This window comes from Streptomyces sp. NPDC006235, from assembly GCF_040613735.1.
In the GTDB taxonomy this organism is placed as follows: domain Bacteria; phylum Actinomycetota; class Actinomycetes; order Streptomycetales; family Streptomycetaceae; genus Streptomyces.
This window is the reverse complement of record NZ_JBEXSR010000027.1, coordinates 63,970-88,508: the sequence shown is the minus strand read 5'-3', so window position 1 is coordinate 88,508 and position 24,539 is coordinate 63,970. Positions and strand designations below refer to the sequence as shown.

The window sequence follows — 24,539 nt, the reverse complement described above, 5'->3', positions numbered from 1 at the left end:
CAACAATGGCTTGATGCATGGGAGCGCTCCCACCTCATCCAGGGAAGGGAATCACCATGCGCAGAACCCGCCGCTCGTCCCCGCGCTTGTCCCCACGCTTACGGATCGTCCCTGTTCTCGGCCTCCTGGCCGCCCTGCTCCTCCCCCTCGGTCTCACCTTCGCGCCCCGTGCCACCGCCGCACCGGCGGCGGCCGACCCCGTCCGCATCATGCCGCTGGGCGACTCGATCACCGGCTCCCCGGGCTGCTGGCGGGCGGTGCTGTGGAACCGGCTGCAGAACAGCGGATATACGGACATCGACTTCGTCGGCACCCTCCCGCCACAGGGCTGCGGACAGGCGCACGACGGTGACAACGAGGGGCACGGCGGCGAGCTGGTGACCAACGTGGCCGACCAGAACCTGCTGCCGGGCAGGCTCGCGTCCACCCGTCCGGACATCGTTGTCATGCACTTCGGCACGAACGACGTGTGGAGCAGCATCGCCCCCGACCGCATCCTCGCCGCCTACACCAAGCTCGTGACCCAGATGAGGACCTCGAATCCGGACATGCGGATCCTCGTGGCGCAGCTCATCCCCATGAACCCGGCCAGTTGCGCGGCCTGTGCGCAGCGCGTCGTCGACTTCAACGCGCGGATCCCCGGCTGGGCCCGGGCGATGAGCACCGAGCGCTCCCCGATCACCGTGGTCGACCAGTGGACGGGTTTCAGCACGGCCACGGACACCTACGACGGGGTGCACCCCAACGCCTCCGGTGACGACAAGATCGCCGCCCGCTGGTTCCCGGCCCTGAAGGCCGTCCTCGACGCGGGCGTCCCGCAGGACCCGGGCGACCCGGGCGACCCGGGCGAACCCGCGGCCTGCACGGCCCGCTTCCGAGCCGTCTCCACGTGGCAGGGCGGCTACCAGGGTGAGGTGACGGTGACGAACACGTCCGCCTCCGCTGCCTCGGGCTGGACCGCGACGGTCGTACCGGCGGGCGGCGCGCGCATCGGTCAGGTCTGGAACGGCACCCTCACCACGGCCGCGGACGGTACGGCCACGGTCACGAACGCGGGGTGGAACGGAACGCTGGCGCCCGGCGCGAGCACCACGTTCGGCTTTGTCGCCACCACCCCGGCAACGGCCGGCGCCCCGGCGGCGACCGTCACGTGTACGGCGAAGAGTTCCGGCGCCTGATACCCGACGCGGGCCCCGGACCGGCCCGACGAGCAACTCGGCATCGACGGCCAACTCACCGCTCCCTCCCCAGATCGGAACGCGACCCGGAACAGGCCCCATCTCCTCCCACCCCCACTTCTGGAGCCGCCATGAGACCCCGCACCGCCCCCACCCCGCGCGTGGCCACCGTGGCCGTCGCCCTCCTCGGCCTCCTGCTCTCCTTCCTCTCCCTCGGCACGCCGGCGCACGCCGCCCCCACCGGCTTCCGCATCGACAACGGCCGTCTGCTGGAGGCGTCCGGGAACGACTTCGTGATGCGCGGCGTCAACCACGCCCACACCTGGTTCCCGGACCGGATCAGCTCCCTGGCGCACATCAAGGCCAAGGGCGCCAACACCGTCCGCGTGGTCCTCTCCAGCGGTGACCGCTGGACCCGCAACGACACCGCCGACGTGGCGAACGTCGTCTCCCAGTGCAAGCAGAACCGGCTGATCTGCGTACTGGAGGTGCACGACACCACCGGGTACGGCGAGCAGAGCGGAGCCGTCACGCTCTCCCGTGCCGCCGACTACTGGATCAGCGTGCAGAGCGCGCTGACCGGTCAGGAGGACTACGTCATCGTCAACATCGGCAACGAGCCGCACGGCAACACCGGCTACACGGCCTGGACGGCCGACACCAAGACGGCCATCCAGAAGCTGCGCAACGCCGGGTTCGACCACACGATCATGGTCGACGCGCCCAACTGGGGCCAGGACTGGGCGTTCACCATGCGGGACAACGCCGCCTCGGTCTTCGCCGCCGACCCGGACGCCAACACGATCTTCTCGATCCACATGTACGGCGTCTTCGACACCGCCGCCGAGATCACCGACTATCTGAACCGCTTCGTCACGGCGAAACTACCCATCGTCGTCGGGGAGTTCGGCCACGACCACTCGGACGGCAACCCGGACGAGGACACCATCCTGGCCGTCGCTCAGCAGCTCCGGCTGGGCTACCTCGGCTGGTCCTGGAGCGGCAACGGCGGTGGGGTCGAGTACCTGGACATGGTCACGAACTTCGACCCGGACCAGCTCACCAGCTGGGGCCGGCGGCTCTTCAACGGCGCGAACGGCATCGCCGCCACCGCCAAGGAGGCCGCGATCTACTCCTCGGGCGGCGGTGACACCACTCCCCCGACGGCTCCCGGCGCCCCGACCGCCTCCGGGGTGACCTCCTCGTCCGCCACCCTGAAGTGGGGCGCCGCCACCGACGCGACCGGCGTCACGGGTTACGACGTCGTCCGGGTCAGCGGGGGTGGCGAGACGGTCGCCACCAGCACGGCCACCACGACGGCCACCCTCACCGGCCTGTCCCCCGACACTTCCTACACCTTCGCCGTCTACGCCCGTGACGCCGCCGGCAACCGTTCGCCCCGCTCGGCCACGGTGACGTTCACGACGTCCTCCGGCGGATCGTCGGCGTCCTGCGGTGTCGGCTACCGGGTGACGGGCAGCTGGCCCGGCGGCTTCCAGGGCGAGATCACCCTGCGCAACACCGGCACGTCGGCGATCAACGGCTGGACGCTGCGCTGGACCTTCCCGGACAGCCAGCGCATCACCAACCTCTGGGGCGGCACGGCGACGCAGAGCGGCTCCGAGGTCAGTGTCGCGGCCGCCCCGTACACGGCGACGATCCCCGCGGCGGGTTCGGTCACCCTCGGGTTCACGGCCTCCCGGGCGACGGCGAACCCCAGCCCGACGGCGTTCACGCTGAACGGCGCGGCCTGCTCGGTGAGCTGACCGGGGGCATCACCCACCTGGGTGTGATCCGCGCAACATCCACTCCAGAAAGCGGTTTACGCCAGGCCGGAGTGGTGAGGCGGCGGGGATGTCGCACCGGCACCCCACCGCCGTCACTCCGGCCAGACGTGTACCCGCCCGTCCGTGTCCCCCGCACCGTGCGCGGGAGGCGCGATGAGCGAGGACACCCTGCGCATGCGGGCCGTGACGAGCAGGGGCGGTGAGACCAGGGCGAGTACCTCACGCGCCGCCGCCCCGCCGAAGCAGGCCGGGCAGCGTGACGCGTTCTTCGACAACGCCAAGTACCTGGCGATCGTGCTGGTGGCGATCGGGCACGCCTGGGAGCCGTTGCGGGACGGCAGCCGGACCGTCAGCGCGCTCTACATGGTCGTCTACGCCTTCCACATGCCGGCGTTCATCGTCATCTCCGGCTACTTCTCGCGCTCCTTCGACGCGAGCCCGGGGCGGGTCAGGCGTCTGGTCACCGGGCTCGCCGTTCCGTACGTCGTCTTCGAGACGGCGTACACGCTGTTCACGCGCTGGACGGACCAGGAGCCCGACCGGCCCGTCAGCCTGCTGGATCCGCTGTATCTGACGTGGTTCCTGGCGGCGCTGTTCATCTGGCGGCTGACCACGCCGGTGTGGCGGCGCGTGCGGTGGCCGCTGCCGGTCGCCCTCGTCATCGCGATGCTGGCGACGCTCTCGTCGTCCGTCGGCAACGACCTCGACCTGCAACGCACGCTTCAGTTCCTGCCGTACTTCGTCCTCGGTCTGCTGCTCAAGCCGGAGCACTTCCAGCTGGTGCGCCGCCGCTCGGCGCGGGTGCTGGCCGTGCCGGTCTTCGCCGCCGCGGTCGTCGTGGCCTACTGGGCGGTCCCGCGGATGAGCGGCGCCTGGTTCTACCACCGCGACAGCGCCGAGGAACTCGCCGCACCCGCCTGGTACGGGCCCGTGATGACGTTGGTGACCTTCGGCTGCTCGCTGGTCCTGGTGGCCTGCTTCCTCGCGTGGGTCCCCGGGCGCCGCGCGTGGTTCACGGTGCTGGGCGCGGGGACGCTGTACGGCTACCTGCTGCACGGCTTCGTCGCCCAGGGGTCCAAGTTCTGGGGCTGGTACGAGCCGGCGTGGGTGCACCGGCCCGTGGGCATGGTCGTGGTGACGGTCTGCGCCGCGGTGCTCGTGACCGCGCTGTGCACGCCGCCGGTGCGGCGGCTGTTCCGCTGGGTGATGGAGCCCGAGATGACATGGGCGTTCCGCCGGGACGCGCAGCAGCAGGCGCGGGAACGGAACGCCGTCCGCGAGGGGAACGCCGTGCACGGCTGACGCCGGGCGCCCCGCCTGCTCATCCCGGGGCTGCCCGACCTGGGGCTGCCCGACCTGGATCTGCCCGGCCTGTGCCTAGCCCTCCTGCGTGAGCCGGATCAGCAGCGCGCCGGGCGTGCGCGGCACGGACACCGTCAGCCCGTCCCCCTCCCACACGGCCCGGCCCGCCTCCGCGGAGGACGGGTGCAGGACGTCCGCACGGACGGTCCGGCCCGCCAGGTGCCGGACGGGGACGCGCAGTTCGGCCGGTCCGCCGCGCCGCCACACCGACAGGTACGCCGTGCGGTCTCCGGGGACGTTCAGCCCCAGGGCAAGCCACTCGTCCGTCCAGCCGGGCAGGCCGAGCGGCCAGAACGGCAGGGCCCGCGCGAGGTCCCCGCGGATCGACTTGTAGACCGCGACGGCATCCCGCACGAGGGCCAGCTGGTGGTCCGACATGCGGTCGAGATGGCCCGAGAGGTGGATACGGCCGAGCAGTGCCCCGCCGAGGGTCGTGGTGATCAGGTCATCGTCGAAACCGGGCTGTGGATAGGCCCAGACGGCACCCTGTTCGGGCGGCACGGCGGTCGGAGCGGCGGCGGCGATGGGCGGGTATCGCAGGGGGTCCTGCTGGTCGCTGGTGGACTGCAGCTGGGCGACGGCCAGGGTGGCGCCGTCCATGCGCATACCGCCCGAGGCGCAGTTCTCCACGACGAGTGAGGGGTGGCGGTCCAGTACGCCGGACAGCCAGTCCAGGTAGGCGTGGGCGTGACCCAGCAGCCCGGCTCCCGGTGCGAGGTCGCCGGGGGCCTGGGTGCCGGGGTCGACCACGATGTTGTAGTCCAGCTTCAGGTAGCCCACGCCCCAGTCGCCGACGATGCGGTCCACGGTCTTGTCGAGGTGGGCGCGGGCGGCCGGGTGCCGCAGGTCGAGCTGGTGGCGGCCCTGCTCGGCCAGGCGCACGCCGTCGCGCTGGAAGAACGCCTCGTCGGGCAGTTCGGCCGCGACGGGGCTGCGCACCCCGACGACCTCCGGCTCCAGCCACAGCCCGGGCACCATCCCGCGCTCCCGGATCCGGTCCAGGACGGCCCGGATGCCGCCGTCGGGGAAGCGGCGCGGCGAGGGCTGCCAGGCGCCGACGCTGTCCCACCAGCCCCGGGTGTCGTCGTCGTACCAGCCCGAGTCGATGCAGAAGTACTCGGCTCCGGCGTCGGCGGCGGCGTCGATCAGCGGCAGGAGCTTGGCCGTGGTCGGGTCGCCCATCAGGGTGTTCATGTAGTCGTTGAAGACGACGGGGAGGGCGGTGTGGTCCGGGTGCGGGCGGCGGACCGCCCGGCGGTAGGAGGTCAGGGCGCCGATCGCCGTGTAGAGGTCGGAGCCGAGTGCCAGGGCCCCGTACACGGTGGTGAACTCCTCGCCCGGGGCGAGCCGGACCCGCCACTGGTGTTCCGCGTCGGTGGGGCCGTTGAGCGCCAGGTAGGTGCCGTGTGCGCGTTCGCCCACGTCCCAGCGCCAGCCGGCCGGGGACTCGACCTGCCACGCCCAGGCCCGGCCGCCGCCGCGCTCCGTCAGCGCCCCCATGGCCAGATGGCCATCGGTGGGCCAGCTGCCGCGCCCGGTGAGGCCGAGGGCGGCCCGGCTGTCGTGCTCGTGGACGTCGACGTGGATGTCGGCGACGGCGGCACGCAGCGGCTCGGCGTACCAACGGCACTCGGCGAGCCAGTCGTTGCGGGCCCGGTGGACGTCGAGGGCGTCGGGGGCCGGCAGGCCGCCGAGCAGGAGGCTGCTGACCGACTGGACGACCAGGGGCTCCCGGCCCTCGTTGCGCAGCCGGACACGGGAACGGAGGACCGACACGCCGGTGGGTGAGGTGAGTTCGACGAACGCCGTCAACCCGGTGTCCGGGTCGTGGAGTTCGACGGTCAGCCACTCCCAGCCGTCGCGTCTGTCCGCCCGGTGGGTCCGGTAGGCGAGCCGGGCGCCGAAGGCCGTGCCGGTGAAGCGGGGGCCGGACCAGCCGCTGCCGTGGCCGAGAGCGGTGAGCTCCACGAGCGGCAGCGCGGAGTGCAGGGTGGCGGGGCGGTCGTCGTCGGGGTGGGCCAGCCGGACCAGCCGCAGGGTCCCGCCGGCGGCGACGGCGAAGTCGGCCCGGAGGGCTTGATGCCCCCAAGTGAACTCGTCCTGCCGCTGGTTGGAGGCCATGTGCGCCGCATCCGCCGTGCCGGTCAAGGTGCTCCCCCTCCTGACCCCGTCCCGTCCTCGGGGAGCGGAGGTCCGCGTGAATCCCTCGTTACGGTCTCTTGACGACCCAAGTGTGACCGGTCACAATCCTCGCATGAATGTGACCGGTCACACAAGGCGCCCGGCGAGCATCAGGGACGTCGCGACCGCCGCGGGGGTCTCGTACCAGACGGTCTCACGGGTGATCAACGGCCATCCCAGCGTCCGGCCGTCCACCCGGGAGCGGGTGCTCGCCGCCATCGAGGAACTGGGCTTCCGCCGCAACGCGACCGCCCTCGCCCTGGCCAGCGGACGCAGCCGTGCCGTGACCGTGCTCACCGCGAACACCACCCACTACGGCTACGCCTCGATCCTCCAGGGCATCGAGGAGGCCGCCCGCGCGGCCTCGTACGCGGTCGGGATCGGGGTGCTGGAGTCGGCCGAGGACGCGGCCGTCGCCGCCGAGGTGCAGCGCGCGGCGGACGCGGGCGGCGGGATCGTCGTGATCGCATACGATCCGGCCGGTGTCCGGGCGCTGGAGGCCGTGCCCGCCGGGCTGCCGGTGGTGGGCGTGGTCGAGACCCCGGCGAGTCCGCCCGGCGGCGACCGCCCGTGGGTGTGGGCCGACGATCGCGAGGCCGCCTACCAGGCGACCCGCCATCTGCTCTCGCTCGGCCACGAGACCGTGCACTACGTGGCCATCCCGTCCAGCACCCGCCGCACCAGCGCCCGCACCAGCGGTTGGCGGCAGGCGCTGAAGGAGGCCGGCGCCCCGGAACCCCGCCCCGTGCAGAGCAGTTGGGGGCCGGCGGGCGGTCACGCGGCCGGGCTGAAGCTGGCGAAGGACCGGTCCGTCACCGCGATCCTGTGCGGCAACGACGACCTCGCGCTCGGCGTGCTGCGCGCCCTGCACGAGTCCGGCCGCTCGGTGCCGGGCGAGGTCAGCGTGGCCGGTTTCGACGACGCCCCGCACTCCGCCTTCCTCACCCCGTCCCTGACGACCGTACGCCTGGACTTCACCGGCCTCGGGCGGTCCGCGTTCGCCCTGCTGCACGGCGCGCTGGAGGAGTCCGCGCCGGTCGCCCCGCATCCCGTGTCCGTACCGGAACTGGTGGTGCGGGAGAGCTCGGGGCCACCGCCCGCCGCCGCCTGAACCACCGATGTCCGAACAACCCGAACGAGCCCAGCAGTTGTGAGTCCCGCTCTCTGAACCGAACCGCCTGCTCCGAAAGGCACGAGATGAAGACAAGAGCACTCCCCGCCCTGGCGCTGATATGCGCCGTCGGCCTGGCCGCCACCGCGTGCAGTGACCCGACCGCCGGGGACTCCGGTTCGGACGGCTCGGACGCCAAGCAGGCTGCGGTGAATCCGACCGCCCGGCTGGACGGCGTGAAGCTGACCATGTGGACCGCGCAGAACACGGTGAACGCGCCCAAGCAGGTCATCGACGCCTTCGAGAAGGCCACCGGCGCCAAGGTCGACACCCAGGCGATCCCGGACCTCTACGAGCAGAACGTGCCGACGAAGCTGGCCTCGGGCGACCGCCCCGACCTGATGTTCTGGCAGCCGTCCATCTCCACGCTGCCGTTCGTCCAGCCGAAGCAGAACCTGCTGACCCTCGACGGGGAGCCGTGGGAGGCCAAACTCGGCGACACCGAGAGGTCCCTCGGCGTCATCGACGGCAAGCGTTACGCGGCGATCGTCACCAGCCCCGCCATGCTCGGCGTCTACTACAACAAGGACGTCTTCAAGCAGGCCGGGCTGAGCGAGAAGGACTTCCCGAAGTCCTACGACGAACTGCTCGCCCTCGGCCGCAAGGTCGTGGACAAGACCGACGCGGCCGCCTTCTACGAGGCCGGCGGCGACAAGTGGCCGCTCCAGTGGCAGATGCAGGTCCAGCTCACCGACCTCGACCGGCAGTGGTGGGCCGATCTGAACGCCGGCAAGAAGAAGTGGACCGACCCGGTCGTCGTCGGCGCGATCAAGAAGTACAAGGAGAAGCTGCTCGACGCCGGGCTCGCCCAGAAGAACTACCGGACGGGCACCTTCACCGGCCAGGCCGACGCGCTGTGGAAGGGCGACGTCGGCATGGTCCTCAACGTCACGTCCTTCCAGAGCCAGTTGCAGGCCAAGTACTCCACGGCCGAGCTGGACAAGAAGATCGGCTGGTTCCCGGTCGCCAACTCCTCGGCCACCGGCCTGTACTCCCCCGACCAGACCAACGGTGTCGTCGCCTTCAAGACCGGTGACGACAAGCGGCAGAACGCGGCCCGGCAGTTCCTCGCCTTCTGGCTCGGCCCGGACTACCCGGACTACATCAAGACGATGAAGATCCCGTCCGTGCAGCCGTCCGTGCCCACCCCCGGCGGACTGCCCGAAGCGTCCAAGGCCCAGGTCGCGGCCCTGCCCAAGGCCATCGGCGTCTTCCAGGCCAAGGCGATCGTCGCCCCCGACACCCACCTCTACCTGGCCGACATGATCTTCGGCAAGAAGAGCCCGCAGCAGGTCGCGCAGGCGATCCAGGACCAGTTCGCGCAGGTGGCCAAGGCCCAGGGCGCCCCCGGGTTCTGACCATGGCGGACACGGTCGTACGTTCGCGCAAGCAGCCGGCTGCACAAGGCGCACCGAAGGGTGTGGGACGGCTGCCGCGCGCCGCCGTGCACCACCCCTGGTGGTTCGCGCTCCCCGCGATCGTCGTCTTCGCGGGCTTCTTCCTGGTGCCCAACCTGCTGAACTTCTACTACCCGTTCACCAACTGGTCCTCGTACCACGCGGACATCGCCTTCACGGGCCTGGACAACTTCCGGACCATCGCCGAGGACGGCTCGTTGCTGCGGGCGATCCGCACGACCCTGGTGTACGCGCTGCTGGCGGCGCTGTTCCAGAACGGCTTCGGGCTCGTGCTGGCGCTGCTACTGGAGGACGACACCCGCTTCAACCGGTTCTTCCGTGCCGTCTTCTTCCTGCCGGTGCTGATCTCGGCACTGGCGACGGGTTACGTCTTCCAGGCGCTGCTCGACCAGGACGGGGCCGTCAACTCCGTTCTGGGCACGGACATCCCGTGGCTGGGCTCGACCACCTGGACGCTGGTGATCGTCACGCTCATCCACGGGTGGAAGTGGATGGGCCTGTCGATGCTGATCTATCTGGCCGGACTCAAGGGCATCCCCGGCGAGATGCTGGAGGCCGCGAAGTGCGACGGCGCGGGGCCCTGGCGGACCTTCTGGTCGGTGCGCTGGCCGATGCTGGCGCCCGCCGTCACCTTCAACGTCACCACCGCGCTGATCGGTTCGATGAACACCTTCGACATCGTGCAGGCCACGACGGGCGGCGGCCCCGCGGCCTCAACGGAGGTCTTCAACATCTACATGTTCCGGATCTTCGGGCAGGGCCTGTACGCGCAGGCGTCCGCGATGAGCCTCGTCCTGTTCCTGGTGGTGGTCGCCGTGGCGATCCCGCTGGTCGTGGGGCTCCGACGAAGGGAGCAGCTGCTGTGACCGCGGTGTGGCGGTACGGCCGCCCGTCCCTCGTCGTCCTGCTCGCCGCGCTGGCCGTCGGCGTGCCGCTGTGGCTGGTCGCCGCCACCTCGGCCAAGCCGCAGGCCGAGGCCATCAAGCCGAACCTGGACCTGCCCCGGCAGTGGCAGCCCGCGAGCAACTACGCGGACGCCGTCAGCCAGGGCGAGATGCTGCGCGGCTTCCTCAACTCGCTGCTGGTCGTGGTGCCTTCGGTGGTCCTGGTGCTGATCCTGGGCGCGGGCGCCGCGTGGGTCTTCGCCCGCCGCAAGTCGAAGCTGGTCTCGGCGGCGTACGCGCTGTGCATCAGCGGACTGCTGCTGCCGCCCGCCGTCATCACCATCGTGATGGAGCTGCGGCAGCTCGGGCTGTCCAACACCCGCCCCGGCATGATCGCCGTCTACACCGGGATGTACCTGTCGACGTCGATCTTCTTCATGACCGGCTTCATCCGCGCCATCCCCATGGAGCTGGAGGAGGCGGCCCGGATGGACGGGGCGAGCCCGTCCCGCATCTTCTGGCGGATCGTCCTGCCGCTGCTCCGGCCGGTGATCGCCACCGCCACGATCATGGTGATGCTCTACGCCTGGAGCGACATCTTCTACGCGTTCTTCGTCCTCGGCGGCGGAGACCGGGCGACCCTGCCGCTCAACCTCTACCAGGTCGCCAGCGCCCAGCTCTACCTCAACAACTGGCACCTCGTCTTCGCGTACGTCGTGGTGATGAGCCTGCCCATGGTCGCCGTGTTCCTCGTCGGCCAGCGAAAGATCGTGTCCGGAATCACCAGTGGAGCCGTGAAGTGACTGGAGGTCCAGCAGCGTGATCACCCCCACCCGCACAAGAGCCGGTACGAGGTCCCGTACCAGAACCGCCTTGATGACAGCACTACTTGGAGCAGCCGCCATGGCAGCCACTCTCCCCGCAGCCGGCAACGCGGCAGCGGCAGCCGACCCACAGCGCCTCACCGTCGACCTCAAGGCCTCCGAGGGCCCGGTGATGCTCGGCGCCAACGGTTCGCTGTACGGGGTCAGCGACGACGGCGTGCCCAGCGACGCCGCGATGGCGCCGCTGAAGATCACGAGCATCTCGCAGAAGCCGGAGGGCGGCGCCCAGCACCCCAACGGCGACGCGCTCACCGTCTCCAAGTCGTTCTTCCGCAACGGCGGCGGCGAGATCAACGTGATGATGCAGGACATCTACGCCAAGTGGCCGTACGAGGACCTGGGCATCGACGACTACCTCCCCAAGGTCGACAAGATCGCCAAGGAGGTCTCGGCCGACCCGAACAGCGAGCGCTTCGTCTACATCCCGTTCAACGAGCCCGACCAGATCTGGTACAAGCTCGACGTCGCCGACCAGGCCCAGTACGAGAAGAACCGGGACCGGTTCTTCAAGGACTGGAAGACGGTGTACCAGCGGATCCGCGCGATCGATCCGGACGCCCGGATCGCCGGTCCCAACGAAGCCGCCTACCACACCCGCCTGTTGAAGGACTTCCTGGCCTTCGCCAAGCGCGAGAACGTGCTCCCCCAGGTGATGACCTGGCACGAGCTCGGCTCGGGCTCGCTGCGCGACTTCCAGGCGCACTACGACGACTATCGCAAGCTGGAGCGCGAGGCGGGCATCGCCCCGCTGAAGATCAACATCGACGAGTACGCCAACCGCCGCGACCTGTCCGTGCCCGGGCAACTGGTGCAGTGGGTCTCGATGTTCGAGCGTAACAAGGTGTACGCCAACATGGCGTACTGGGACGCCGCCGGCAATCTCAGCGGTCACGTGGTGCGCTCGAACATCCCCAACGGCGGCTGGTGGCTCTTCCGCTGGTACGCGGGCATGACCGGCAACACCGTGAAGGTGACGCCGCCGCAGCCCAACACCATCGACACGCTCCAGGGACTCGCCTCCCTCGACACCTCCCGCCGCCAGGCGCAGGTCCTGCTCGGCGGCTCCGCTGCCGACTCGGACGTGGTCGTGCGCAATGTCCCCCGGTCGGTGTTCGGCCGTACGGTCACCGCGACCGTCGCCGAGGCCGCCTGGTCCGGTTACGAGGGGCAGCACGCGGCGCCGCGGGTCCTCGCGCGCGCCAAGGTGAAGGTCGCGGACGACGGTTCGGTGACCGTCCCGCTGCGCGGCCTGCACAAGATGTCGGCCTACCGGGTCGTCCTCACCCCCGGCGGTTCCGGCACCCCGTCCGCCGCCTCCGTGCCGTGGTCGGCGTCGTACGAGGCCGAGGACGCGGCGATCACCGACGGCAAGGTCTACACGCAGGGCACGGTCCAGAACGCCAACGGCTACGCGGCCTCCGGCACCAAGGACGTCGGCTCGCTCAACCAGCCCGGCAGCAAGGTCGCCTTCTCGGTGACGGTACCGAAGGACGGCACGTACGACCTGGCGATCCTGTACGGCAACCAGTCGGGCGGCCCCGCCACGCAGAAGCTGTCGGTCGACGGCGGCGACCCGGTGACGGTCACCTACCCCTCCACGGAGAACTGGACGTACCGCGCCAAGAAGGACGTCCGTGTCCAACTCAAGGCGGGCACGCGCCAGTTGACCCTGTCGAAGGGCGACGCCGAGGTCACGCTGGACCGGATCGACCTGACCACACGGACGGGCGCGCCCGCCGCGGCCTACGAGGCCACACTGGCGGACATCAGCGGCAAGCCGTCGTACGACTACACCTCGTCGGCCGGTGTGGGCACGGGCTCCCTGGTGCTGCGCTCCGGTGACAAGGCGGTGTTCGACGTGTACGCCCCGCGCGACGGCTACTACACGGTGGTGCCGCGGACCTCGGCGGCCGTGAAGCTCTCGCTGCACGGGGAGACGGTCCAGGCCGCGCCCGGCCGCCCGCTGCGGCTCTACCTGGTCGCGGGCAACAACCGGATCGCGATGACGTCGGGCCACTCCGCCGTCCGCTCCCTCGACGTCTCCGGCGACGGCTCGGCCGCCGGCGCCCTCTCCTACGAGGGCGCCAAGGCCACGCTCACCGGCGGGGCCAAGCTCGTCGACTCCCCGCACGCGTCCGCCGGCTCGTACATCGGCTGGCTCGGCAACAGCGCTTCCAGCACCGCCGAGTTCACGGTGGACGCGCCGCGGTCCGGCCGCTATCTGCTGGTCGTCCACTACGCGCACAACGACCGCCGGGACAACGGCCACGCCTACAACACGGACATCATGTCCCGTACGGCGGACGTCACGGTCGGGTCCGCGGACCCGGTGAAGGTCACCTTCAAGAACACCTGGAGCTGGGACGACTACTGGACCGTCGGCGTCCCGGTCGATCTGGCGAAGGGCGCGAACAAGGTGACGTTCGGCAACGCGAGCGGCTGGGCGCCGAACATCGACCGGATCGAACTGGGCCGGGTCGTGGGCTGAGTCGCACCCTGACGGATGCGGTTGCGGAGGAGTGAGCGGTTCTCCTCCGCAACCGACGCGCAAGATCACGTCCGTCACGCGTCCCCTATACTTCTACATGCTTGTAGAACGTCCGTACACGCATGTGAGGAGTGGACGCCACCATGGTGTTCAAACGACTGCTCGGCACGCTCGGCGTGGGCGGCCCCACGGTCGACACGGTCCTCGACCCGGTTCCCGTCCGGCCCGGCGGCACACTCACCGGTGAGGTCCGGTTGGTGGGCGGCAAAGCCGGCTTCGACATCGAGCACATCACCCTGGAGCTGGTGGCCCGGGTCGAGGCCGAGCACCAGGGCGGCGAGAGTGAGGGCTTCGTCGCCTTCGGCCGCTTCACCGTCGGCGGCGGCTTCCGGCTCGCCGAGGGCGAGCAGCGTGGTGTGCCGTTCAGCGTGACCCTGCCGTGGGAGACGCCGGTCACCGAGCTGCACGGCCAGAACCTGGGCGTCGTCCTGGGCGTGCGCACCGAGTTGGCAGTGGCCGGCGCCAAGGACAAGGGTGACCTGGACCAGCTGAACGTCACGCCGCTGCCCGTCCAGGAGGCCGTGCTGGAAGCCCTCGGCGCGCTCGGGTTCGGCTTCAGGTCGGCCGACCTCGAATACGGGCGCATCGGCGGGACCGCCCAGCAGCTGCCCTTCTACCAGGAGATCGAGCTCGCTCCGTCACCCCGGTACGCGCACCAGGTGAACGAGATCGAGCTGACGTTCCTGGCGGGCCCGGGTGGCACGGAGGTCGTGCTGGAGGCGGACAAGCGCGGCGGCTTCCTGTCGCCCGGCCACGACGCGCTGACCCGCTTCACCGTCTCCCACGAGGGAGTGGAGCACCAGGACTGGCCGACGATCGTCGACGGCTGGATCCGGCAACTGGTCGAGCACCGGGCCTCGCACGGCTCCCCCGCGGGCTACGGCTCGCCCATGGGCCACGCCTCCCCCGTCGCCTTCGGCCCGGGCGGTCACGGGCACGGCGGGCAGCACCATGACGGCCACCGCTCGGGCCCCGGCATGGGGACCGCCGTCGCGGCGGGCGCGGCCGGACTCGCGGCCGGGGTCGTCGGCGGCATGGTCGCGGACGAAGTGATCGACGAGGTCGGGGACTTCTTCGAGGGCGAGGAGGAAGAGGAGGGCTGAGGCCCCGCCCCTCACAGAGGTGTCGCGGCATGCAGGATGAGCACCATCGTGACGGCGGAGTTCGCGGAGGACATCGCCGACACGGCCGTACCGGCAGCCGCGCCCCAGGCCGCCAGTCCGACCGAGGTGGACACCGGGGGCCAGGTGCGCACGGCGGGGGGCGGACCGAGCAGGGCCGCCACCCGGCGCGGCACCGGGCCCGGAGCGGCGAGTCCGGCCAGCGTGGGCGCCGGGGTGCCCCGGGAGACCAGGGCGGCCGTGCCGATGGCACGCGCCACCGTGCGGCGGCTGCCCACCGCCCGGGCCGCCTCCTCGTCCGCCCACCGCTCGGCCGTGTAGGCGACGGCCGTGCGCAGCGGCCGCAGGAACGGATTGGCCCGGGCCGCGAGCTGCACGACGAGCAGATGGCGGTCGTGGCGGGCGGCGAGATGCGCCCGCTCGTGGGCGAACAGGGCCCGCCGCTCGGCCGGCCGGAGCCGCTCCAGCAGGGCCGTCGTCACCACGACACGCCCACCGCGCCGACGGCGGACACGACGCCCGGCACCGCCACGCCGAACACGGCGACCATCACCCGGGCCCCTACTGTCCTGGCGCCCACCGTCCTGGCGACCGACACCCAGCACACCACCACCCTGGCGACCGACACCCAGCACACCACCACCCTGGCGACCGAGACCCAGCACACCACCGTCCTCGCGACGACCCGGCAGCCCGACACCGCCACGGCGACCGCCAGGCAGCACACGACCGCACCGGCGAAGGCCACGCAGCACACGACCGCCCTCACGACGACGCCGCAGCACACCACCCCCGTGGCGACCGCCGGGCAGCACACCACCACCCCCGCGGCCCCCGGCCGGCGCACCACCGCCCCGGCGGCCACCGGGCAGCGCATACGCGTAAGGGACGCCGTCCGGCAGGACGGCCACCTCCGTGTCCGGCAGGCCGGACAGCGCCCGGTGGGCCTGGCGGCGCACCCGGGCGTGTCGCCACAGTGTCCGGGCGCAGGCGACAACCACCGCGCACAGCGCGGGGATCGCGGCCTTGCCGACGACCTCGTCGTACGGCACCGCCGCCCGCACCTCGGGGTCCGACCAGCCGTCGGGCAGGGGGTTGCCGGGCAGTTGGGCGGTGCCGACCACCATGACGAGCCCCAGACACACCGTGCTGCACAGCGCCAGCACCGCCGCCATCGCGGTCAGTAACCGGGTCGCGGTGCGCGGGTGCAGATGCTGCTCGGCCAGGCGTGCGACCGGCCAGGCCGTGAGCGGGAGAACCAGTGGCAGAAAGACGAAGACCCCCATGAGGCTTCAGCCTTCCCCCTCGCCGTCGGCCTGATCCAGCAGGTCGCGCAGCAGCCGTTCGTCGTCCGGGTCGAGGCCGGTGAGGAAGCTGGCCAGCACGGCCTCGCGGTCGCTCTCGGCGTCCAGCACCTTGCGCATCTTCCGGGCGGCCAGGCCCGCCTGGTCCGAGGCGGGCGTCCAGGCGAAGGACCGGCCCACCCGCTCCCGGGTGACCGCGCCCTTGCCCAGCAGCCGGGTCAGGATCGTGATCACCGTCGTGTACGCGAGGTCGCCGCCGAGGCGTTCCTGCACCCAGCCGGCCGTCACCGGACCGTCCGCCTCCCGCAGTGCCGACAGCACCAGCGCCTCCAGCTCGCCCTGCCCCCGCCGGGGCCGCTGCCGGGGATCCGTCACCGCCCTGCCTCCCTTCGCCGCCCTGCCGTGCCCGTGCGGACATCGTATAGATCCGCGGGACCCGGCCCCGCCTACTTCTACAGTGCTGTAGATTTAAATGCGTTCGATATCGACGTCCGACACCAGCAACCGACGTCCGACACAGCAACCGATGCCCGACACAGCAACCGACAAGGAGACCTTGTGGCCGATCCGCCCCGCCTCCACCCCGAGGACCGCGCGGACTTCGAAGCGGTACTGGACCAGGCGCTGCGCACCGCGGACATCCATGGCGCCGTGCGCGCCGACCCGACCGGCCGGACGGCCGCGCACCTGCGTGCCCACGCGCTCACCCACGCCGACGCCATCGCGGCGGCGGCCGGCGAGCCATACCGTGCCTACCTCGCCGTACGAACGGCCGCCCGCCAGGACGCGCGGCGCCCGCTCGCCACCGGGAGTCTGCTGCCCGCCCTCGCGGTGCTCACGCCGCTCGTGGCGGGTGCCTCCGCCGGGGCTCTGTTGCTGCTCGGCTGCCTGCTCCAGGTCGCCGGAGCCCCGGGCCCGTTGCCCGGCTCGCTCGTCGCGGCCGGCTGGACGCTGGCACTCGTCGCGGCCGTGACCGGCCTCCTCGCCCTGGCCGCGCTGCTGCGCTCGGCCCTGGCCCGGCGGGCCGACCGCGTGGAGCACGCCCGACTCGCCTGGCGGCAGGCCCTGCTCGACCACGGCATGCTGCCCCATCTGCTCCGGCATCCGGCGGTCGCATCCGCCGAGGCGGGGGTCACACCGGGCTCGCCGCCCGGTACGCTCGCGCCGTGCCCGGCCCGGGCGGGAAAGGACAGGACACCATGTTCGGACTGAGCGAGCTCGCGATCCTCCTCATCGTCGTCATAGCCGTGATCGGGGCGAGGAAGCTGCCCGAACTGGCCCGGTCGGCAGGCAAGTCCGCCCGCATCCTCAAGGCCGAGGCCCGTGCCGCGAAGGACGAGGAGGCCGGGACGGCCCCCGCGCCACGGGTGGTCCAGGGCGAGATCGTCCCGCCGGGCACCGGCACGGCCCCGCCCGGCGCGCGGGCCGCGGACGCCCCGGACCCCCGCTGATCCTCCCCCTGCCTACAGCGTGCGCTCCAGGCGGTCGGCCACGAGCTTGACGAAGCGAGCGGGGTCCTTGGGCTGACCGCCCTCGGCGAGCACCGCCAGCGTGTGGAGCAGCTCGGCGGACTCGACGAGACCCGAGCGGTCCTCGCGCTCCCTGTACGCCTGGTTCAGGTTCTTCACCAGCGGGTGGCCGGGGTTGAGTTCGAGGATCCGCTTGGTGCGCGGCACCTCCTGGCCCATCGCCCGGTACATGTTCTCCAGGGCCGGGGTCAGGTCGTGCGCGTCCGAGACGACGCAGGCCGGGGAGACCGTGAGGCGCGACGACAGGCGCACCTCCTTGATGTCCTCCTCCAGCTGCTCCCGCATCCAGCCGAGCAGTCCCGCGTACTCCTCGGCCTGCTTCTCCCGCTCCCCCTCGGCCTTCTCGTCCTTCTCGCCATCGAGGTCGATCTCGCCCTTGGCGACGGAGCGCAGCTTCTTGCCCTCGTACTCGCCGACGGCGTCGACCCACACCTCGTCGACCGCGTCGGTGAGCAGCAGGACCTCGATGCCCTTGTCCCGGAACGCCTCCATGTGCGGGGAGTTCTCGATGCTCTGCCGGGACTCGCCGGTGATGTAGTAGATGTCCTCCTGGCCGTCCTTCATCCGCTCCACGTACTGCGCGAGGGTGGTCGGCTCGTCCTCGGCGTGCGTGGTCGCGAACGACGCGACGGCGAGGATGGCGTCCCGGTTCTCGGAGTCGGTGACCAGGCCCTCCTTCAGGGCGGTGCCGAACTCGCGCCAGAACGTCGCGTAGCGGTCGGCGTCCTTGGTCTTGATCTCCTTGACCGTGGAGAGGACCTTCTTCGTCAGCCGGCGCTGCATCATCCGGATGTGCCGGTCCTGCTGGAGGATCTCGCGGGAGACGTTGAGCGAGAGGTCCTGCGCGTCGACGACGCCCTTGACGAAGCGGAGGTAGGGCGGCAGCAGCGCCTCGCAGTCGTCCATGATGAAGACGCGCTTCACGTACAGCTGGACGCCGCGCTTGAAGTCCCGCGTGAACAGGTCGTGCGGGGCGTGCGAGGGCACGAAGAGCAGGGCCTGGTACTCGAAGGTGCCCTCGGCCTGGAGCCGGATCGTCTCCAGCGGCTCGCGCCAGTCGTGGCTGATGTGCTTGTACAGCTCGTGGTACTCGTCGTCGGACACCTCGTCGCGCGACCGCGCCCACAGGGCCTTCATCGAGTTCAGCGTCTCGGGCTCGGGCGCGTCCTCGCCGTCGCCCTTCTCCGGGACCATCCGGATGGGCCAGGTGATGAAGTCCGAGTACCGCTTGACGATCTCCCGGATCTTCCACGGCGAGGTGTAGTCGTGGAGCTGGTTGTCCGGGTCGGCGGGCTTGAGGTGGAGCGTCACGGAGGTGCCCTGCGGGGCGTCGTCGACCTTCTCCAGCGTGTACGTGGACTCGCCACGGGACGTCCAGCGGGTCCCCTGGCTCTCGCCGGCGCGCCGGGTCACCAGCGTCACCTCGTCCGCCACCATGAAGCCGGAGTAGAAGCCGACGCCGAACTGGCCGATGAGCCCCTCGGCATTGGCCGCGTCCTGGGCCTCCCGCAGTTCCTTCAGGAAGGTGGCCGTACCGGAGTTGGCGATGGTGCCGATGAGCTGTCCGACCTCGTCGTACGACATGCCGATGCCGTTGTCCCGCACCGTGAGGGTCCGGGCGTCCTTGTCGACGTCGATCTCGATGTGCAGGTCGGACACGTCGGCGTCGAGCGAGTCGTCCCGCAGCTTCTCCAGGCGCAGCTTGTCCAGCGCGTCGGAGGCGTTGGAGACGAGCTCCCGCAGGAAGACATCCTTGTTCGAGTAGACCGAGTGGATCATCAGCTGGAGCAGCTGACGTGCCTCTACCTGGAACTCAAACGTTTCGGTCGTCATGGTTCGCGAATACCTCACAGGTCCCACAGTCGCCTGAACTGGTGGCAGTCACTTTAAAACACCACGTCAGGCCGGAGGCCCGGAAGTCAGACGAGGTGGGCGAAGACGACCAGGTTCTCGGTGTAGTCCCGGGCCTGACGGTCGTAGGCACCCGCGCATGTGATGAGCCGGACCTGGGCGTCGGGCGTGTCGCCGTACACGCGCTCGCTGGGGAAGTCGTCCTTGTCGAAGGACTCCGCGCCGTCGACGACGAAGGTCGCCCTGCTGCCGTCGGCGCGCGCCACGTGGAACCGGTCGCCCTTCCTCAGCTCACTGAGCCCGGCGAACACGGCCGGGGAGGTCGCGGTGTCCACGTGCCCGGCGATGATCGCCGTTCCGGCCTCGCCGGGCGAGGCGCCCTTGGCGTACCAGCCGACGAGATTGGTGTCGTCGGGCGGAGGCGGTTCGAGCTGGCCCGAACGGCCGATGGCGAGGTCGATGAAGGGCGCGTTCACCGAGATCTTGGGGATGTACAGGCGGACCGGCCGGGACCGCGGCAGCTGGGGTCCGGCCCCGGATGCGGCGGTCCGGTGGGGAGCCGCGGACGAGGGCGGCGCATCAGGCACGGCGGGCGCGGCCGTCGGGACGGCCGGCGGGGCGTGCGGCGGGCCGCCGGCGTCGGACGACGACTCGCCACGGCCGGCGACCAGGCTCACGGTCAGGACCAGGGCCGCGAGACCCCAGAAGACCGACACGGCGGTGCGGAATCGCCGCTTCGACGGAGCGGGGCCGGGCTCGGCGGGGGAGGGGGGGCTGGGGCTGGCTGCCATCGGAGACCACCTCATTCGGGCACGGCAGGGGAACGGACACGGCAGCGGACACGGCACGCCGTTGGACGAGCCGGGACGAGCCGGGCCGCCGCGACGCGAGGAGCACGTGCGGCGGCCACGGCGGCTACGGGTTCACGCCTCGGTCATGCCGCGCCCTGGGAGGCCTTCTGGCGCCGCAGTGCGTACAGGCCGGTGCCCGCCACCGCGAGCACCGCGAGACCGCCGGCCGTCACGCCCGGCCCGGCGGCCAGTGCGCCGCCGCCCGTGTGCATCCCGCCGCGCGGCTTGTGGTGCTTGTCGCCGTGCCAGGAGCCCTTGTCGTGGTCGTCGTGCTTGCCGTGCTCCTCGTCGTGCTTGTCGTGCTTGCCGCCGGACGGGTCCTTGTCGTGCTTGTCGCCCCAGGGGTCCTCGTCCTGCTTGTCGCCCCAGGGGTCGTCACCGCGCTCGCCGTCCTTGAGGGCGTCCCGGTCCTGCTTGGGGTTGTCCCAGTCGTCGTCCGCGTTCACCACGGTCAGGGCTCCGCCGCCCGTGTGCATCCCGCCGCGCGGCTTGTGGTGCTTGTCGCCGTGCCGGGAGTCCTTGTCATGGCCCTCGTGCTTGCCGTGCTCCTCGTGCTTGCCGTGCTCCTCGTGCTTGCCGTGCTCCTCGTGCTTGCCGTGCTCGCCATCCTTGCGGTGGTCCTGGTCGTGCCGGGTGTCGTCCCCGTCGTGGTCGGCGGTCACCCCGGTCAGGGCTCCGCCACCCGTGTGCATCCCGCCGCGCGGCTTGTGGTGTTTGCCGTCCTTGTGGTGCTCCTTGCTGTAGGAAGTGGTGTCGTGGTCCCGGTCACCCATCGCCACGGCGTAGGCGGTGGGTGCGGTGATCGCGAGGGCGGCCGTGGCCGTGGCCGTCGCGAGCAGCATGCGGGCAGAGCGCATCGGTGAGTCCTTCCGTCGCGGGCCGGGCGCTGACGCCTCGCCAGCTCACGAGACCCGGCCTCGACGTCAACCACCGTCAGTCATGCCGGGCCGTCCCACCATCCAGGGCGTTCACACGGGTTACGACCCCACCCTGACGGCGGCACCCGCCCCGGCCGGCGCCGCAGCCCGTCGATGTCACCCACGTGGCGATCACCCTGCCCAGGGCGCCCGTCATGATGTGGCCCCCCGACGCAGGCCTGCGCCGGATTCGTGGGCGCGTGCCGGCAGTGCGTTGGCGGCGAGCGCGGTTCCTTCTGGCGGCGGCACCCGCCTGGCCGCGGGACAGCAGGGCCGCCGGACCAGCTCTCGCCTCTCGCCGAACGGCGTGGCCGGCGTCCGTATGCTCCGGCCATGAAACTCTTCCGGCCGCGCGGCCGAAACGACGCCGGGCGGATGCCGAGGTCCCCTGTGTCCCAGGCCGTGGCGCTGTACGAGGCGGGGCGCCATGCCGAGGCGGAGGCCGAGGCTCGCGCTGTGGCCGCGGCCCGGTCGCGGCCACGCGACGACATGTACGCACCGCTGGCGCTGAGCATCGCCGCGCTTGCGACGGGCGCCCAGGGCCGCCACGCCGAGGCCCTCGCCCTGTACGACGCCGTGCTGCCGGCCTTCGGCAGGATCTTCGGGGCCGAACACCCGCAGACCCTGAAGCTGCGTTCGGACCGCGCCCAGGAGCTGACCGCGCTCGCCCGGCACGCCGAGTGCGAGGCGGAGTGTGCGGCCGTCGCCCAGGCCGCGACCCGCGGGACCGGGCCGGAGATGCCGCGCCTAGCGGCGGCGGCCCGCAACGGACTGGTCTTCGCGCTCAACGCGCAGGGACGCCACCCGGAGGCCGAGGCGCTCGCCCGCGAGGCCCTGGCCGCCCCTCGCGTACCGGACCGGTTCGCCCTGGTCCTGCGGCTCGGCCTGGCCCGCAGCCTCAACGGCCAGGCCCGCCACGAGGAGGCTCTCGCCGAGGCGGATCGCGCCGACGAACTGCGCCGCAGCCTGCCCGACGAGCAGCACCGCCCCGAGACCGGCGCCGTCGAGCTGGCCGTGGCCACCGCCCTCCTGGGGCTGGGCCGCGCTACCGAGGCCCGCCTCCACGCCACAGCCGCTCACGACGCCTGCCTGGCCTCCTTCGGCCCGGGCCATCGCCGCACCGTCGAGGCCCGGGCGCTGCTCGACCGCATCGACGGCGCTTGACCTGGCGCGCAACGCGTCCCTCGACTGGGCCGCACGCCACACCGTACGCACCTCGTCCGGCGACCGCGATGAGCCGGTCGCAGGGCCGGAACCGGGCGGCCGGAACATTCGACGGACGCGCAAACGGGAAGCCACGCACCCTCGACGTGAGGTGCCGCGCGCGCTCTCCTCTCGGTGTGACGCGGGTCATATCGGCCCCATGTCACGAACGGAAGGGCAGCTTGCGTCTGGTGGTCGTCCACGCAGCGGGGACGACCGACACGAAAGAGGCGGTAGCGATGAACGCGACAGCAGCGCAGCAGCACGAGGTCCTGGTCCTGGGCGCCGGTTACGCGGGGCTCTCCGCCGCGATCCAGCTCGCGGCCCGCTCCAGGAAACGCGGAAACCTGCGAGTGACACTGGCCAACCCCTACGACACCTTCACCGAGCGGCTCCGACTGCACATGACCGCCACCGGTCAGGAGACGGCCGAGATGAACATCCCGGGGCTGCTGGACGGCACCGGCGCGAGGTTCGTCCGTGGCTGGGTCACCGCCGTGGAAGCCGAGACGAAGACCGTCCGGATCGACGACGACCGGGTCCTGCGCTACGACACCCTGGTCTACGGCCTGGGCAGCATCGCGAACACCGTCGCCGTCCCCGGCGTGGACGACCACGCCTACACCCTCAACACCCCGGAGGACGCCGCCGTACTCGCCGACCGGCTGACCCGGCTCGACGGTGGAACCGTCGTGGTCGGCGGCAGCGGCCTCACCGGCGTAGAGGCCGCCGCGGAGATCGCCGAGCGGCACCCGGAGCTCGAGGTGGTGCTGCTGGGACGGCAGGAGCCGGGCGCGAGCATGCACCCGAAGGCCAGGGCCTACGTGGACGCGGCGCTCGCCCGGCTCGGCGTGCGGGTGCGCAGCGGCGTCGAGGTGGCCAAGGTGCTGCCGGACAGTGTCGAGCTCGCGGACGGCTCCAGCATCGCGGCGAGCGCGGTGCTGTGGACCAGCGGCACCCGTGTCTCGCCGCTGGCGGCCGCTGCCGGCCTGACCGTCGACGAACGCGGCCGGGTCGTCACCGACAGGGCGCTGCGCTCGGTCTCCCACCCGGACGTCTACGCGGTGGGCGATGCGGCGGCGGTCCGTCAGGGCTACGGCGTGATGCACGGGACCTGTCAGGGAGGTATGCCCACCGGCGTGCACGCGGCCCTCTCGATCCTGCGGGTGCTGGCGGGCAAGGAGCCCAAGCCCTTCCGTTTCGGCTACTACCACACCCCTGTCAGTCTGGGCCGGAACGACGCCGTCGTGCAGTTCACCCACCCCGACGACAGCCCGCGCCGGATCGTGCTGACCGGCAAGCGAGCCGCAAAGTACAAGGAGACGGTCACCGCCGCGCCGTGGCCGACCTTCGCCCGCATGAAGAAGATGCCCGCCTCGGGCGCGTTCTGGCCGCACGGCGGCCGCTACACCCGGATTCGGAGCGCCAAGTGACCCAGCCGCAGCAGCCCGGCCCCGACCAGCTTGCCTTCCAGCAGTACCGCACCCTGCTCTTCTCCGTCGCCTACCGCATCCTCGGGACCGCCGCCGATGCCGAGGACGTGGTCCAGGAGGCTTGGCTCAAGTGGTCGGCGGCCGACCGATCGCAGGTCGCCGACCCCAAGTCCTACCTGACCCGGATCGTCTCCAACCTGGCGATGGACCAGCTTCGTTCGACTCGCCACCAGCGCGAGACCTACGTCGGGCCATGGCTCCCCGAGCCGATCCTCACTGGCCCGGACACAGCTGACGGCGTTGCCACAACGGACTTGGTCTCCACGGCCCTGCTGGTGGTGCTGGAGACACTGAGTCCCCTGGAGCGCGCGGTCTTCGTGCTGAAGGAGGTCTTCGCGTTCAGCCATGCGGAGATCGCGGAAGCGGTGGAGCGCTCGGAGGCGGCGGTCCGACAGGCGGCGCACCGCGCCCGTGAGCACGTCCAGGCCCGCCGGCCCCGTTTCACCGCGGACCGCGCCCGCCAACGCGATGTCGCCGAGCGCTTCTTCGCGGCGACGGCGGGCGGCGACATCAACACGCTCATGGAGCTTCTCTCCCCGGACGTGACCCTGTGGACCGATGGCGGCGGCAAGGTCCGCCAGGCCCTCAAGCCGGTCGTCGGCCTGGAGACCGTGGCCCGTTGGTTCGCCGCGCTCGGCACCGCGACCTACCAGGGCATCGAGCCCGGGCAGATGCGGACGGAGCTCACCTGGATCAACGGCGGCCCGGGCGTGGTCTTCCGCGGCCCCGACCGCGTGGTCGCCACGCTGACCTTCGACTTCGATCGGGAGGGCCGCATCTCGACCATCCACAACGTGGCCAACCCCGACAAGCTGCACGCAGTCGCCGACGGAAGACGGCTCGAACTCTTCTGACCG

At 71.4% G+C, this 24,539-nt stretch carries 19 protein-coding genes and 2 pseudogenes; 14 read left to right on the top strand and 7 right to left on the bottom strand.

The genetic code is table 11. The features are described 5' to 3' along the window. Nucleotides 1-56 precede the first annotated feature (56 nt). From ABZ192_RS27585 to ABZ192_RS27575, 3 genes are all read left to right on the top strand, one after another. Nucleotides 57-1,178: a GDSL-type esterase/lipase family protein gene (locus tag ABZ192_RS27585; RefSeq protein WP_356927158.1), complete on the top strand. Its 1,122-nt coding sequence runs from the start codon at nucleotides 57-59 to the stop codon at nucleotides 1,176-1,178. A gap of 131 nt (nucleotides 1,179-1,309) precedes the next feature. After that, nucleotides 1,310-2,944, top strand: coding sequence for a cellulase family glycosylhydrolase (locus ABZ192_RS27580; RefSeq protein ID WP_356927157.1), 1,635 nt, complete (start codon nucleotides 1,310-1,312; stop codon nucleotides 2,942-2,944). A 174-nt stretch (nucleotides 2,945-3,118) separates the two neighbouring features. Beyond that, nucleotides 3,119-4,267 (top strand): acyltransferase family protein, encoded by a 1,149-nt coding sequence (locus ABZ192_RS27575; RefSeq protein WP_356927156.1) that lies wholly within the window; start codon nucleotides 3,119-3,121, stop codon nucleotides 4,265-4,267. Nucleotides 4,268-4,342: 75 nt separating this feature from the next. Here the strand turns inward: ABZ192_RS27575 and ABZ192_RS27570 are convergent, their stop codons facing one another. After that, nucleotides 4,343-6,448 (bottom strand): alpha-galactosidase, encoded by a 2,106-nt coding sequence (locus ABZ192_RS27570; protein ID WP_356927182.1) that lies wholly within the window; start codon nucleotides 6,446-6,448, stop codon nucleotides 4,343-4,345. 133 nt (nucleotides 6,449-6,581) lie between these two features. Between ABZ192_RS27570 and ABZ192_RS27565 the strand changes: the two genes are divergently transcribed. From ABZ192_RS27565 to ABZ192_RS27540, 6 genes are all read left to right on the top strand, one after another. After that, complete coding sequence (locus ABZ192_RS27565) at nucleotides 6,582-7,619, top strand: LacI family DNA-binding transcriptional regulator (protein WP_356927155.1); 1,038 nt, start codon at nucleotides 6,582-6,584, stop codon at nucleotides 7,617-7,619. A gap of 86 nt (nucleotides 7,620-7,705) precedes the next feature. Continuing rightward, nucleotides 7,706-9,037 carry an ABC transporter substrate-binding protein gene (locus ABZ192_RS27560; RefSeq protein ID WP_356927154.1) on the top strand — a complete coding sequence of 444 codons (1,332 nt, stop codon included), beginning with the start codon at nucleotides 7,706-7,708 and terminating at the stop codon, nucleotides 9,035-9,037. Nucleotides 9,038-9,039: 2 nt separating this feature from the next. Continuing rightward, the gene (locus tag ABZ192_RS27555; protein WP_356927153.1) at nucleotides 9,040-9,963 is read left to right on the top strand and encodes a sugar ABC transporter permease; all 924 of its coding nucleotides are present in this window, start codon (nucleotides 9,040-9,042) and stop codon (nucleotides 9,961-9,963) included. Then, the gene (locus tag ABZ192_RS27550) at nucleotides 9,960-10,784 is read left to right on the top strand and encodes a carbohydrate ABC transporter permease (protein ID WP_356927152.1); all 825 of its coding nucleotides are present in this window, start codon (nucleotides 9,960-9,962) and stop codon (nucleotides 10,782-10,784) included. Before ABZ192_RS27555 ends, ABZ192_RS27550 begins: the two co-directional genes overlap by 4 nt. 100 nt (nucleotides 10,785-10,884) lie before the next feature. After that, nucleotides 10,885-13,353, top strand: a complete 2,469-nt coding sequence (locus ABZ192_RS27545; RefSeq protein ID WP_356927151.1) for a CBM35 domain-containing protein — start codon at nucleotides 10,885-10,887, stop codon at nucleotides 13,351-13,353. 143 nt (nucleotides 13,354-13,496) lie between these two features. Then, entirely contained in the window at nucleotides 13,497-14,516 is a 1,020-nt protein-coding gene (locus tag ABZ192_RS27540) for a sporulation protein (protein ID WP_356927150.1), read from the top strand. Between the two features lie 11 nt (nucleotides 14,517-14,527). Here the strand turns inward: ABZ192_RS27540 and ABZ192_RS27535 are convergent. The 3 genes and pseudogenes from ABZ192_RS27535 to ABZ192_RS27525 all read right to left on the bottom strand — a co-directional run. Then, nucleotides 14,528-15,025: pseudogene (locus ABZ192_RS27535) on the bottom strand (M56 family metallopeptidase); the annotation flags it as partial. A gap of 363 nt (nucleotides 15,026-15,388) precedes the next feature. Further along, nucleotides 15,389-15,820 (bottom strand): annotated as a pseudogene (locus ABZ192_RS27530) (M56 family peptidase); the annotation flags it as partial. Between the two features lie 6 nt (nucleotides 15,821-15,826). Beyond that, entirely contained in the window at nucleotides 15,827-16,213 is a 387-nt protein-coding gene (locus ABZ192_RS27525; protein WP_356927149.1) for a BlaI/MecI/CopY family transcriptional regulator, read from the bottom strand. 183 nt (nucleotides 16,214-16,396) lie between these two features. On the opposite strand from ABZ192_RS27525, the gene ABZ192_RS27520 reads away from it, so the two are divergent. Both ABZ192_RS27520 and ABZ192_RS27515 read left to right on the top strand, forming a co-directional pair. Further along, complete coding sequence (locus tag ABZ192_RS27520) at nucleotides 16,397-17,050, top strand: hypothetical protein (protein ID WP_356927148.1); 654 nt, start codon at nucleotides 16,397-16,399, stop codon at nucleotides 17,048-17,050. After that, nucleotides 17,038-17,289: a twin-arginine translocase TatA/TatE family subunit gene (locus tag ABZ192_RS27515; RefSeq protein WP_356927147.1), complete on the top strand. Its 252-nt coding sequence runs from the start codon at nucleotides 17,038-17,040 to the stop codon at nucleotides 17,287-17,289. The genes ABZ192_RS27520 and ABZ192_RS27515 overlap by 13 nt, the downstream gene beginning before the upstream one ends. Nucleotides 17,290-17,301: 12 nt before the next feature. Here ABZ192_RS27515 and htpG read toward each other — a convergent pair whose 3' ends face one another. The 3 genes from htpG to ABZ192_RS27500 form a co-directional block, all read right to left on the bottom strand. Next, nucleotides 17,302-19,200 carry a molecular chaperone HtpG gene (gene htpG / locus ABZ192_RS27510; RefSeq protein WP_356927146.1) on the bottom strand — a complete coding sequence of 633 codons (1,899 nt, stop codon included), beginning with the start codon at nucleotides 19,198-19,200 and terminating at the stop codon, nucleotides 17,302-17,304. 86 nt (nucleotides 19,201-19,286) lie between these two features. Then, nucleotides 19,287-20,009 (bottom strand): class F sortase, encoded by a 723-nt coding sequence (locus tag ABZ192_RS27505; RefSeq protein WP_356927145.1) that lies wholly within the window; start codon nucleotides 20,007-20,009, stop codon nucleotides 19,287-19,289. A 143-nt stretch (nucleotides 20,010-20,152) separates the two neighbouring features. Further along, nucleotides 20,153-20,926, bottom strand: a complete 774-nt coding sequence (locus ABZ192_RS27500; protein ID WP_356927144.1) for a hypothetical protein — start codon at nucleotides 20,924-20,926, stop codon at nucleotides 20,153-20,155. Nucleotides 20,927-21,319: 393 nt separating this feature from the next. Between ABZ192_RS27500 and ABZ192_RS27495 the strand changes: the two genes are divergently transcribed. The 3 genes from ABZ192_RS27495 to ABZ192_RS27485 all read left to right on the top strand — a co-directional run bounded on the left by ABZ192_RS27495 (nucleotide 21,320) and on the right by ABZ192_RS27485 (nucleotide 24,536). Continuing rightward, nucleotides 21,320-22,150, top strand: coding sequence for a tetratricopeptide repeat protein (locus ABZ192_RS27495; protein WP_356927143.1), 831 nt, complete (start codon nucleotides 21,320-21,322; stop codon nucleotides 22,148-22,150). A gap of 278 nt (nucleotides 22,151-22,428) precedes the next feature. After that, a complete protein-coding gene (locus tag ABZ192_RS27490) occupies nucleotides 22,429-23,622 on the top strand; it encodes an FAD-dependent oxidoreductase (protein ID WP_356927142.1) in 1,194 nt (397 codons plus the stop codon). Continuing rightward, the gene (locus ABZ192_RS27485; RefSeq protein ID WP_356927141.1) at nucleotides 23,619-24,536 is read left to right on the top strand and encodes an RNA polymerase sigma-70 factor; all 918 of its coding nucleotides are present in this window, start codon (nucleotides 23,619-23,621) and stop codon (nucleotides 24,534-24,536) included. The genes ABZ192_RS27490 and ABZ192_RS27485 overlap by 4 nt, the downstream gene beginning before the upstream one ends. The last annotated feature ends 3 nt before the right edge of the window (nucleotides 24,537-24,539 follow it).